10 protein-coding genes are annotated in these 11,042 nt (G+C 71.8%); 6 read left to right on the top strand and 4 right to left on the bottom strand.

Going from position 1 to position 11,042, the window contains the following annotated elements:
• Positions 1-25: 25 nt before the first annotated feature.
• Positions 26-709, top strand: a complete 684-nt coding sequence (locus BIV25_RS05805) for a response regulator transcription factor (protein ID WP_071371060.1) — start codon at positions 26-28, stop codon at positions 707-709.
• A 28-nt stretch (positions 710-737) separates the two neighbouring features.
• Here BIV25_RS05805 and BIV25_RS05800 read toward each other — a convergent pair whose 3' ends face one another.
• Positions 738-1,427 carry a TerB family tellurite resistance protein gene (locus BIV25_RS05800; protein ID WP_071371059.1) on the bottom strand — a complete coding sequence of 230 codons (690 nt, stop codon included), beginning with the start codon at positions 1,425-1,427 and terminating at the stop codon, positions 738-740.
• A 183-nt stretch (positions 1,428-1,610) separates the two neighbouring features.
• Entirely contained in the window at positions 1,611-3,332 is a 1,722-nt protein-coding gene (leuA, locus tag BIV25_RS05795; protein WP_071371058.1) for a 2-isopropylmalate synthase, read from the bottom strand.
• Between the two features lie 319 nt (positions 3,333-3,651).
• Between leuA and BIV25_RS05790 the strand changes: the two genes are divergently transcribed.
• From BIV25_RS05790 to BIV25_RS05775, 4 genes are read left to right on the top strand one after another with little or no spacing between them, the layout of a single operon-like run.
• Positions 3,652-4,722 carry a M4 family metallopeptidase gene (locus BIV25_RS05790; RefSeq protein WP_071371057.1) on the top strand — a complete coding sequence of 357 codons (1,071 nt, stop codon included), beginning with the start codon at positions 3,652-3,654 and terminating at the stop codon, positions 4,720-4,722.
• A gap of 35 nt (positions 4,723-4,757) precedes the next feature.
• On the top strand, positions 4,758-5,024 hold the full coding sequence (locus BIV25_RS05785; RefSeq protein WP_071371056.1) for a protealysin inhibitor emfourin: 267 nt from the start codon (positions 4,758-4,760) through the stop codon (positions 5,022-5,024).
• Positions 5,025-5,082: 58 nt separating this feature from the next.
• The gene (locus tag BIV25_RS05780) at positions 5,083-6,411 is read left to right on the top strand and encodes a GH1 family beta-glucosidase (protein WP_071371055.1); all 1,329 of its coding nucleotides are present in this window, start codon (positions 5,083-5,085) and stop codon (positions 6,409-6,411) included.
• A gap of 51 nt (positions 6,412-6,462) precedes the next feature.
• Positions 6,463-7,695: an MFS transporter gene (locus tag BIV25_RS05775; RefSeq protein WP_071371054.1), complete on the top strand. Its 1,233-nt coding sequence runs from the start codon at positions 6,463-6,465 to the stop codon at positions 7,693-7,695.
• A gap of 19 nt (positions 7,696-7,714) precedes the next feature.
• Here the strand turns inward: BIV25_RS05775 and BIV25_RS05770 are convergent, their stop codons facing one another.
• Positions 7,715-8,572 carry an NAD(P)-dependent oxidoreductase gene (locus BIV25_RS05770; protein WP_071371065.1) on the bottom strand — a complete coding sequence of 286 codons (858 nt, stop codon included), beginning with the start codon at positions 8,570-8,572 and terminating at the stop codon, positions 7,715-7,717.
• Between the two features lie 129 nt (positions 8,573-8,701).
• On the opposite strand from BIV25_RS05770, the gene BIV25_RS05765 reads away from it, so the two are divergent.
• Positions 8,702-9,556 (top strand): helix-turn-helix transcriptional regulator, encoded by an 855-nt coding sequence (locus BIV25_RS05765; protein ID WP_071371053.1) that lies wholly within the window; start codon positions 8,702-8,704, stop codon positions 9,554-9,556.
• A 386-nt stretch (positions 9,557-9,942) separates the two neighbouring features.
• On the opposite strand, the gene era is transcribed toward BIV25_RS05765, so the two are convergent.
• Positions 9,943-10,896: a GTPase Era gene (era, locus tag BIV25_RS05760; RefSeq protein WP_071371064.1), complete on the bottom strand. Its 954-nt coding sequence runs from the start codon at positions 10,894-10,896 to the stop codon at positions 9,943-9,945.
• Positions 10,897-11,042: the final 146 nt, after the last annotated feature.

Genomic DNA, 11,042 nt, shown 5'->3' with positions numbered 1-11,042 from the left:
TGCCCGCCGAGACGAAGGCCCACCCGTGACCGCCCACCCGGACCCCACCGGCCGCCCCGGCCCCGCCGACCGCGCGGACCGCCCGGTCCGGCTGCTCCTCGCCGACGACCACCCGGTCGTCCGGGCCGGGCTGCGGGCCGTGCTGGAGACCGAGCCGGGGCTCGTGGTCGTGGCGGAGGCGGCCACCGCCGAGGAGGCCGTCGTCCGCGCCGGGGCGGGGGACGTCGACGTCGTGCTGATGGACCTCCGGTTCGGCCAGGGGATGGGCGGGGCGGAGGCCACGGCCGCGATCACCGCCCGGCCCGGCGCCCCGCGGGTCGTCATCGTCACCACCTACGACTCCGACGCCGACACCCTCCCGGCGATCGAGGCCGGTGCGACCGGTTACCTGCTCAAGGACGCCCCTCCGGAGGAGCTGGCCGCGGCCGTGCGCTCGGCTGCCGCCGGCCGTACCGCGCTGGCGCCCGCGGTCGCGGACCGGCTCATGAACCGGCTGCGCGCCCCCGGCACCTCGCTGACCCGGCGCGAGACCGAGGTGCTCGCCCGGGTCGCCGAGGGGCTGTCCAACCAGGCCGTGGGCCGCCGGCTCCACCTGACCGAGGGCACGATCAAGTCCCATCTGGCCCGTGTCTACGCCAAGTTGGGCGTCGAGTCCCGTACCGCCGCCGTCGCCGCGGCCACCGACCTCGGGCTCATCCGACGGCCGTGAACGTGACCGTGACCGCCGCCCGTGTTCGTCAGGACGGAGTCGTCCGCGCCGCCGCCAGCAGGCGGGTGACGTCGGGGCCGCAGATCGTCAGGGCGGCGCCCACCGTGGCGAGGGCGTCGCGCTCGGCCGGGGTGTAGGGGCCGTCGGCCAGCGCGATGCGGGCGGCCTGCAGGAGCAGGGACTCGCGGCCGGCGGGGGCGAGGTGCGGGGCGAGCGGGTCCAGGGCCTCGTGCAGCTCTATCGTCAGGCTCGCGCCGCAGGGCCGCTCGAAGACCCGGCCGGTGTCGGCGGCGAGGGCGTCGACCAAGGCGGCCAGCTGCTCCTCGGTGCAGTCCTCGAAGCCGGCCGCGCGGACCGCGGCGGCGGCGGTCTCCAGGGCCGTACGCGAACCGGTGCCGCCCGCGGCGAGCACGGCGAGGGCGACGGTGTGCACGGCGTCGCGGAGCATCGCGGAGAAGCGGCGGGTGGTGGGATGGTCGAGGACGTCGGTGCCGTAGTGCTCGGCGCACGCCGCGCACTCCACGACCGGTCCGGCCGTCCCGCGCGGCAGCAGCGGCAGTCCGAGCAGGGTGAGCCGGCGGCGGCCGGTGAGTCGCTGGTAGTTGCGGTCGCCCCCGCAGCCCGGGCAGTAGAACTCGCCGTCGCCCACGGGCGTCCATGCGGTGCGCGCGCCGAGCAGGCGCAGGACCCGGCCGTTTCGTCCCCGTACTGGCAGCACGTCGCACCTCCGTAACCGCGCGGCAACATCGCCGTGCTGGCGTGATGTTAGCCACATCACGGAGGCTGAGTCAGTACCCCGGAAGAGACCTTTCTGTTACCTGCCCGCCGCAGTGGCCGAAAACGGCGGCGCCCCGGCCGCCGTATACAGCGGCCGGGGCGCGGAAACCCCCGGTCGGAGGGGTCAGCGGGCCGCGCGGTTGACGGCCGAGACGACCGCCTTCAGCGACGCACGCGTCGTGTTCGCGTCGATGCCGATCCCCCACAGGACCTTGCCGTCGATCGCACATTCGATGTAGGAGGCGGCCTGCGCGGAGGCGCCCTCGCTCATCGTGTGCTCCTGGTAGTCCAGCAGGCGTACGTCGATGCCGATGGACTGCAGTGCGTCGAAGAAGGCCGAGATCGGACCGTTGCCGGAGCCGGTCAGGACGGTGTCCTCGCCGTCGACCGTGGCCTCGACGGTCAGCGCGTCGACGCCGTCGGTGTCCGTGGTGGACTGGCCGGTCCTGACCTGGATGCGGCCCCACGGGTTGTCCGGGTTCGGCAGGTACTCGTCCCGGAAGACGGCCCAGATCTCCTTCGGCGTGATCTCGCCGCCCTCGGCGTCCGTCTTCGCCTGGATGAGCCGGGAGAACTCGATCTGCATACGGCGCGGCAGGTCCAGCTTGTGGTCGTTCTTCAGGACGTAGGAGATACCGCCCTTGCCGGACTGCGAGTTGACCCGGATGACGGCCTCGTAGGAACGGCCGACGTCCTTCGGGTCGATCGGCAGGTACGGCACCGCCCACTCGATGTCGTCGACCGTGACGCCCTTGGCCTTCGCGTCGGCCTCCATGGCGTCGAAGCCCTTCTTGATGGCGTCCTGGTGGGAGCCGGAGAAGGACGTGTAGACCAGGTCGCCCACGTACGGGTGGCGCGGGTGGACCTCCATCTGGTTGCAGTACTCCCACGTACGACGGATCTCGTCGATGTCGGAGAAGTCGATCTGCGGGTCGACGCCCTGCGAGAACAGGTTCATGCCCAGGGTGACCAGGTCGACGTTGCCGGTGCGCTCGCCCTGTCCGAACAGGCAGCCCTCGACGCGGTCGGCGCCGGCCATCAGCGCCAGCTCGGCGGCCGCGACGGCCGTGCCGCGGTCGTTGTGCGGGTGGACGGAGATGCAGACGTGCTCGCGGCGGGAGATGTTGCGGCTCATCCACTCGAAGCGGTCCGCGTGCGTGGACGGGGTCGAACGCTCCACCGTGGCGGGCAGGTTGAGGATGATCTCGCGGCCCGGACCCGGCTGGTAGACGTCCATGACCGCCTCGCAGACCTCCAGCGCGAAGTCCAGCTCGGTGTCGGTGAAGATCTCCGGCGAGTACTGGTAGCCGAACTCCGTCTCGGGGCCCAGCAGCTTCTCGGCGTACTCCATCACCAGGCGGGTGCCGTCGACGGCGATCTGCTTGATGTCGTCCTTGGAGCCGCGGAAGACGACCCGGCGGAAGACGGGCGCGGTGGCGTTGTAGAGGTGGACGGTGGCCCGCCTGGCGCCCTTCAGGGACTCCACGGTCCGCTCGATCAGGTCCTCGCGGGCCTGGGTCAGCACGGAGATCGTGACGTCGTCAGGGATCGCGCCCTCTTCCTCGATGATCGAGCGCACGAAGTCGAAGTCGGTCTGGCCGGAGGCGGGGAAGCCGACCTCGATCTCCTTGTAGCCCATCGCGACCAGCTGGTCGAACATCCGGCGCTTGCGCTCGGGCGACATCGGGTCGATCAGGGCCTGGTTGCCGTCGCGCAGGTCGGTGGAGAGCCAGCGGGGGGCGACGGTGATCCGCTGCTGCGGCCAGGTGCGGTCCGGGATGTCGACCTGCTCGTAGCGGCCGTACTTGTGGATCGGCATGGTGCTGGGCTGCTGGCGGTTGACCATGGTGGCGTGGGCTCCTCAGGGTGTCCGGAAGGACGGCCGACGACGCAACGCGCAGCTCCGCGGGGAGGGAGTCGACCTGGACTACAGGCCCTCGCCGCGGCAGCTAAGAAGAAGCAGCCCGAAACGCATGATGCTCGGCAGCCTAGCCGAGCCGCGCCGGGCACGAGGGCCTGTATCAGTATGCGGGACCGCGTGAACAAAAGGGACAAAAAGTGCGTCATACCACTTCCGGCTACGGAGGGTGGCCGAGCATCCCGATATTTCACCAATCATGGTTGCGGGTAGTGACACTGACGTCACACAGTGCCAGGGTTTTGCCATGACGACCAACGGGGGCTTCCAGCCCGTCTTCTGCACGATCGTGCCGCCGCACATCCTCGACCGGCTCGCCCGGCACGAGGACTCCGCCATCGCCGAGCGCGCCCAGCGCACCCTGGAGCACGACTCCGCGCTGCGCACCCGCCGCCGCGAGAGCGCGGTCCGCACCCAGAGCGCCGCCGCCGCCGGCGCCGCCGCGGCCGACAGCAAGCCGAAGCGCACGATCTACGACGCCGGGCACGGCAGCGACCTGCCCGGCACCGAGGTCCGCGCCGAGGGTCAGGACCCGGTCCAGGACGCCGCCGTCAACCGCGCCTACGCCGGCCTCGGCGCCACCTTCGAGCTGTACCTGAAGGCGTACCGGCGGGACTCCATCGACGGCCGGGGACTGCCGCTCGACGCGTCCGTGCACTACCAGACGGGCTACGACAACGCCTTCTGGAACGGCGACCAGATGGTGTTCGGGGACGGCGACGGCCAGGTCTTCGTGGACTTCACCAGCTGCATCGACGTCATCGGCCACGAGCTGACCCACGGCGTCACGCAGTACACCGCGAACCTGGACTACGAGGGTCAGTCCGGCGCCCTCAACGAGTCGGTCTCGGATGTCTTCGGATCCCTCATCAAGCAGTACTCGCTGGGCCAGAGCGCCGACCGGGCCGACTGGCTGATCGGCGAGGGCCTGCTCGCCCCGGGCATCCACGGCACCGCGCTGCGCTCGATGAAGGCCCCGGGCACCGCGTACGACGACCCCAAGCTCGGCAAGGACCCGCAGCCCGCGACCATGGCGGGCTATGTGCGCACCAGCGACGACAACGGCGGCGTGCACACCAACTCCGGCATCCCGAACCACGCCTTCTACCTGCTCGCCACGGCCATCGGCGGCAACGCCTGGGAGAAGGCCGGGCAGATCTGGTACGACGTGCTCACCGGCGGCGAGCTGCGGTCGAGCGCGCAGTTCGCCGACTTCGCCAAGCTGACGGTGAAGGCGGCCCAGGCGCGGTTCGGCGCCGGGGACGAGCTGGAGGCCGTCAAGAAGGCGTGGGAACAGGTCGGAGTCCACACGTCGTAGTGCGGCCGCCGGCGTTCCGTACTAGACACGGATCCATGCGCATCCAGATTCGACGCACGGGCGGCTTCGCGGGGATCGAGCGCCGGGCCGAGGTGGACACCTCGGCCCGGCCCGACGGCGCCGAGTGGCAGGCCCTGGCCGAGCGTGTCCTCGCGTCCGGTCCGGGCACGCCGCCCGCCGGCGTCCCGGACGGCTTCCGGTACGAGATCACCGTGGACGGCCGCACGGTGTACGCGGCCGATCCCCGACTCACCGAGGACCAGCGGGAGTTGGTGACCCGACTGCTCAAGGAGGGGGCGTAGGCGGCGGTTGCCGCCGGGGCATTGACTTCCGTTACCGGGGGTAAGGATGATCCCGGCCATGGCGACTGACGCAGGCGACCCGATACCCCGGTTCCCCGACGGCTTCCTGTGGGGCGTGTCGACCTCCGCCCATCAGATCGAGGGCGCGGCCGACGCACGCGAGCGTTCCGTGTGGGACGTGTTCACGGCCGAGCCGGGCCGGGTGAAGGACGGCTCGACGGCGGCGGTGGCCTGTGACCACTACCACCGCTACCCCGAGGACGTCGCCCTCCTCGCCGGCCTGGGCGTGGGCGCGTACCGCTTCTCGGTCTCCTGGCCACGGGTGAACTCCCCCGGCGGGCTGGACTTCTACGACCGCCTGACGGACGAGCTGTGCGCGGCGGGCGTCCGGCCCGTGCCCACCCTCTTCCACTGGGACCTGCCCGTCTCGCTCCAGGAGGCGGGCGGCTGGCTGGCGCGCGACACGGCGGCCCGGTTCGCCGACCACGTCAGCACGGTGGCCGAGCGGCTCGGCGACCGGGTGACCAAGTGGATCACCCTCAACGAGCCCGCCGAGCACACCCTGCTGGGACACGCCCTCGGCGCCCACGCCCCGGGCGAACGGCTCCTGTTCGACGCGCTCCCGGCCGCCCACCACCAGCTCCTCGCCCACGGTCTCGCGGTACGGGCCCTGCGCGCGGCCGGAGCGGGCGACATCGGCATCGCCAACTCCCACGGCCCGACCTGGCCCGCGTCCGGGGAACCGGCCGACATCGAGGCGGCGGGCTTCTACGACGTCCTCCTCAACCGCCTGTTCGCCGAACCGGTCATCCTCGGCGAGTACCCGGACGGAATGGGCGAGCTGATGCCGGGCGACGACGTCCCGGCCGACCTGTCGGTCATCGCGGAGCCCGTCGACTGGTACGGGATCAACTACTACGCGCCGACCCGGGTGGGCGCCCCCGGGGGCACGGACAGCGAGTACGGCGGACTCACCCTCCCCGCCGAACTCCCCTTCTCGGTACGGGAGATCGAGGGCCGGCCGACGACCGACTTCGGCTGGCCGGTCGTCCCGGAGGCCCTGACGGAGCTGCTGACCGGCTTCCGCGACCGCTACGGCGACAGGCTCCCGCCGATCGTCATCACCGAGAACGGCTGCTCGTACGAGGGCCTCGACGACCAGGACCGCATCGCCTACCTGGACGGCCATCTGCGCGCCCTGCACACCGCGCTCGCGGCCGGGGTGGACGTGCGCGGGTACTTCGTGTGGTCGCTGATGGACAACTTCGAGTGGGCGGAGGGCTACGCGCGCCGCTTCGGCCTGGTGCACGTCGACTACACCACCCTGGAGCGCACGCCGAAGGCCTCCTACCACTGGTTCCGGGACATGCTCCGGAACCAGGGCTGACGGCGCCGGGATGACCACGGCGCCGGAGCCGGTGACGGGGGTGCCCCCGGTTTGAGCGAAGCCGAAAACCGGGGGACGGTCGGCCGGGGCTGGACGGCGGCGCTGTCGCTGGCCAACGGGGCGATCTGGGTGGGCTGGTTCGGCCCGCTGCAGATCCTGCTCGCCTCCCAGGCCAAGGACTTCGCGCCGGGCTCCGGGATGTCGAAGGAGACGGTGCTGGCCTGGGTGACCGGGATCGGCGCGGTGGTGTCGCTCGTCGCGAACCCCTTCTTCGGCGCCCTGTCGGACCGGACGACCGCCCGCCGGGGCCGCCGTACGCCGTGGATCGTGGCCGGGGCGGCGGGCGGGGCGCTGTCGCTGCTGCTGCTCGCGCGGGCCGGCGGGGTGTGGTCGATGGCGGCGGGCTGGTGCCTGGTGCAGCTCACGCTGAACGCGGCGTTCGCGGCGGTCACGGCGGCCGTGCCGGACCGGGTGCCGAGGCACCGGCGCGGTTCGGTGGGCGGCTGGCTGGGAGCCGCGCAGATCCTGGGCGTGGTCGGCGGCACGGGCCTCGCGACGGCGGCCGGCGGGATCGGCGCCGGGTACGTGGCGTGCGCGGTGTGCACGGTGGCGGGCGTACTGCCGTACGTCCTGCGGTATCCGGATCTGCGGCTGTCCGCGCGGGACCGCCCGCCGTGGTCCTGGCGGGCGTTCCTGGCGGGGTTCTGGCTGAGCCCACGCCGGTATCCGGACCTGGGCTGGGCGTGGCTGACCCGGTTCCTGATCAACCTCAGCAACTCGCTGGTGCTGCTGTACCTCCTCTACTACCTGCGCGACCGCCTCCGCTACCACGACCCCGGCCAGGGAGTGCTGATCCTGACTGCCGTCAACAGCCTGACGCTGGTGGTGACGGTGGTGCCGGGCGGGGTGTGGTCGGACCGGGTGGGCCGGCGCAAGCCGTTCGTCGTCTGGTCCGGCGTGCTGATGGCGGTGGCGACGGCGGCGCTGGCCGGGTGGCAGACCTGGCTCGGCGCGATCGTCGCGTCGGCGGTCCTCGGGGTCGGCTTCGGGGTGTTCACCTCGGTCGACTTCGCGCTGATGACGGACGTGCTGCCGAAGGCCCTGGACCGGGGCAAGGACCTCGGCGTGATCAACGTGGCCAACGCCCTGCCCCAGGTCGCCGCCCCCGCCCTCGCCGCGCCGATCGTGACGTACCTGGGCGGATACCGGGTGCTGTACCTGGTGGCGGCGGTGATCGGGCTGGCGGGGGCGGTGCTGGTGGGCCGGATACGCGGGGTGGAGTGAGCGGGGTGGACTGACCGGGTTACAGGGCGCCGGCGTCACGGGCGGACCAGACGCTGGGGAAGACGGGCCGGTAGCCGAGGTCGCGGCGGATCTTCCGGGTGGACATGATCCCGAACCACGGGTCGGGGTCGGTGCGGGTGTCCATGCCGTCGGGCAGCGCGACGCCGTTGAGCTGGTGCAGTTCGACCGCCGTGACGGGAGCATCGTCGGCGATGTTGTGGACCGGGCCGTTCACCCCCGGGGCGTACAACAGGCGCATCAGCCCCTGGGCGACGTCGACGTGGTGGCCCATCTGCAGGCGCTGCGAGGACGCCCAGTTCGCGGCCCACTGCAGGACGTCGGCGAGGTGCGGGTCGCCGTCGCCGTAGACGAAGGGGAGGCGGCCGATGCGCACCTCCATGTCGCCCTCCAGGGCGAGCAGTTCCCGTTCGGCCGCCGCCTTGGACTCGGGGTAGGCGCCCCACATCTCGCCGCCGGGCCGGATCTCGTCGTCCTCGGTCAACGGGCGGCCGCGTCCGGTGCCATAGACGGCGCCGGTGCTGACCTGCACGAACCGTCGCACCCCGGCGGCCGCCGCGGAGCGTCCGAGTGCCACCGCCGCGTCCCGGTTGACGGCCCAGGCCTCCTCGTCGGGCACGCCGCGGAAGGCGGCGGCGATGTTCACGACGGCGTCCGCCCCGGCGACGGCCTTGCCGAGCGCGTCCTCGTCCCGCAGGTCCGCGGTCACGACCTCGGCGCCCAGCTCGGCGAACCGCTCCGCCCGCGCCGCGTCCCGTACGACCACCCGCACCCGCTCCCCGGGCTGGGCCTGCGTGATGAGCCTGGGCACGAAGCGCTGCCCGACCTTCCCCGTCGTACCGGTCACCACTGTCAGCATGATCGTCTCCTCGCTGTTCGCCGTGTTCACCACCACGGTGGGACGCGGCGGGGGCGGCCGGTAGAGACCTCCCGATCAGGGGATCGACAGTCCCTGGATAAGCCGGGCGGACTGCCGCACGCTGGAGGGGTGAACCGGAGTGAACTCGCCGACTTCCTGCGCCGCGGCCGTGCCCGGCTGAACCCCGCCGACGTGGGCCTCGCCCCGGGCTCCCGGCGCCGTACGCCCGGCCTGCGCCGGGAGGAGGTGGCGTCGCTGGCGGGCATGTCGGTCGACTACTACACCCGGCTCGAACAGTCCCGGGGGCCGCGGCCGTCCCGCCAGATGCTGACGGCGCTGGCGCGTGCGCTGCGGCTCACGGACGCCGAGCACGACCATCTGTTCCATCTGGTCGGTGAGGAGCCGCCGCGCCGCGAGACGGCGTCGACGCATGTCCGGCCCGGCCTGCTGCTGATCCTGGACCGCCTGTACGACACCCCGGCACAGCTGGTGAACGACTGCGGAGAGGTCCTGGCGCAGAACGCGATGGCCAAGGCGCTGGTCGGCGACGTGACGTCGCGCCCCCGGCGGGAACGGAACCTGGTACGCCGCTTCTTCCTGGACCCGGCCGCGCGCTCACTGTTCCCGCCGGAGGACCACGAGCCGCACGCGCGCGCCCAGGTGGCCAACCTGCGCGCGGTGGCCGCCGCCCGCCCCGACGACCCGGAGCCGGCCGGCCTGGTCGCCGAACTCCGCTCCGCCAGCGAGGAGTTCGCTCGGCTCTGGGACGAACACGAGGTCGCTCCGCGCCACCGTGCGACCAAGCGCTTCCAGCACCCCCTGGTCGGCCTGCTGGACCTGGACTGCGAGGTCATGCTCAGCCACGAGCACCACCACCTCCTCGTCGTCCACACGGCCCGCCCGGGAACGGACTCCTACGAACGGCTTCAGCTGCTGAGGGTGGTGGGGTTGCAGGACATGACCCCGCAGGCCACCACCGGTTAGAAGCCCAGCTTGCGGAGCTGCTTCGGGTCGCGTTGCCAGTCCTTGGCGACCTTGACGTGCAGGTCGAGGCTGTATCGACGTGCGGCTACCGCCGCGCGGCGGGCGTCCCCACCAGCACCTCGATCCGCACCACCCGCCCCAGGGCGGCACTTCCCGGTTGGCCAAGACGGGTGAGCCAGTGGGAAAGCCCGTCAGAAGCCCAGCTTGCGGAGCTGCTTCGGGTCGCGTTGCCAGTCCTTGGCGACCTTGACGTGCAGGTCGAGGCTGTATCGACGTGCGGCTACCGCCGCGCGGCGGGCGTCCCCAGCAGCACCTCGATCCGCACCACCCGCCCCAGGGCGGCACTTCCCGGTTGGCCAAGACGGGTGAGCCAGTGGGAAAGCCCGTCAGAAGCCCAGCTTGCGGAGCTGCTTCGGGTCGCGTTGCCAGTCCTTGGCGACCTTGACGTGCAGGTCGAGGAAGACGGGGGTGCCCAGGAGCGCTTCGATCTGCTTGCGGGACTTGATGCCGACCTCCTTCAGACGCTTGCCCTTGGGGCCGATGATGATGCCCTTCTGGCTGGGGCGCTCGATGTAGACGTTGGCGTGGATGTCCAGCAGCGGCTTGTCCGCCGGGCGGTCCTCGCGCGGGAGCATCTCCTCGACGACCACCGCGATGGAGTGCGGCAGCTCGTCACGCACGCCCTCCAGCGCGGCCTCGCGGATCAGCTCGGCGATCATGACCTGCTCGGGCTCGTCGGTGAGGTCGCCCTCGGGGTAGAGCGCCGGGCCCTCGGGCAGGAGCGGGATCAGGAGGTCGGCCAGCAGGCTCACCTGCTTGTCCCCCACCGCCGACACCGGCACGATCTCCGCCCACTCGATGCCCAGTTCCCTGCCCAGCTGGTCGATCGCGATCAGCTGCTCGGCGAGGGTCTTCGAGTCCACCAGGTCGGTCTTGGTGACGATCGCGACCTTCGGGGTCTTCCTGATCCCCGCCAGCTCCTTGGCGATGAACCGGTCACCCGGGCCGATCTTCTCGTTCGCCGGGAGGCAGAAGCCGATCACGTCCACCTCGGCCCAGGTGGTGCGTACGACGTCGTTGAGCCGCTCGCCGAGCAGCGTGCGCGGTTTGTGCAGCCCAGGGGTGTCGACCAGGATGAGCTGGGCGTCCTCCCGGTGCACGATGCCCCGCACGGTGTGCCGCGTGGTCTGCGGCTGGTTCGCCGTGATCGCCACCTTCTGCCCCACCAGAGCGTTCGTGAGGGTGGACTTGCCCGCGTTCGGGCGGCCCACGAAGCAGGCGAAGCCGGCACGGTGGACGGCCTCGGCCGACTGCTCGGATGACTGGGTACGCACGCTCATGCCGTTCATTGTCCCTGATCCACGACCCCCCGCCGCACCGTGAGGTTTCGGTAACCCTCAGGCAATGAAACGTCACGGAAACACACCCGTACACGACCGGAAACGCACGCCGGTGACCCTCTGACGCAGCCCCCACCCCGTTGGAG

The sequence above is a fragment of the Streptomyces sp. MUSC 14 genome (assembly GCF_001866675.1).
Taxonomy (GTDB): Bacteria; Actinomycetota; Actinomycetes; order Streptomycetales; family Streptomycetaceae; genus Streptomyces.
Note: the sequence above shows the minus strand (reverse complement) of the source record. Positions and strands in the feature narration are given on the sequence as shown.

Coding starts and splice junctions, on each gene's coding strand:
- leuA (WP_071371058.1), bottom strand. CDS start 3,332: ATGGTCAACCGCCAGCAGCCCAGCACCATGCCGATCCACAAGTACGGC.
- BIV25_RS05790 (WP_071371057.1), top strand. CDS start 3,652: ATGACGACCAACGGGGGCTTCCAGCCCGTCTTCTGCACGATCGTGCCG.
- BIV25_RS05785 (WP_071371056.1), top strand. CDS start 4,758: ATGCGCATCCAGATTCGACGCACGGGCGGCTTCGCGGGGATCGAGCGC.
- BIV25_RS05780 (WP_071371055.1), top strand. CDS start 5,083: ATGGCGACTGACGCAGGCGACCCGATACCCCGGTTCCCCGACGGCTTC.
- BIV25_RS05770 (WP_071371065.1), bottom strand. CDS start 8,572: ATGCTGACAGTGGTGACCGGTACGACGGGGAAGGTCGGGCAGCGCTTC.
- era (WP_071371064.1), bottom strand. CDS start 10,896: ATGAGCGTGCGTACCCAGTCATCCGAGCAGTCGGCCGAGGCCGTCCAC.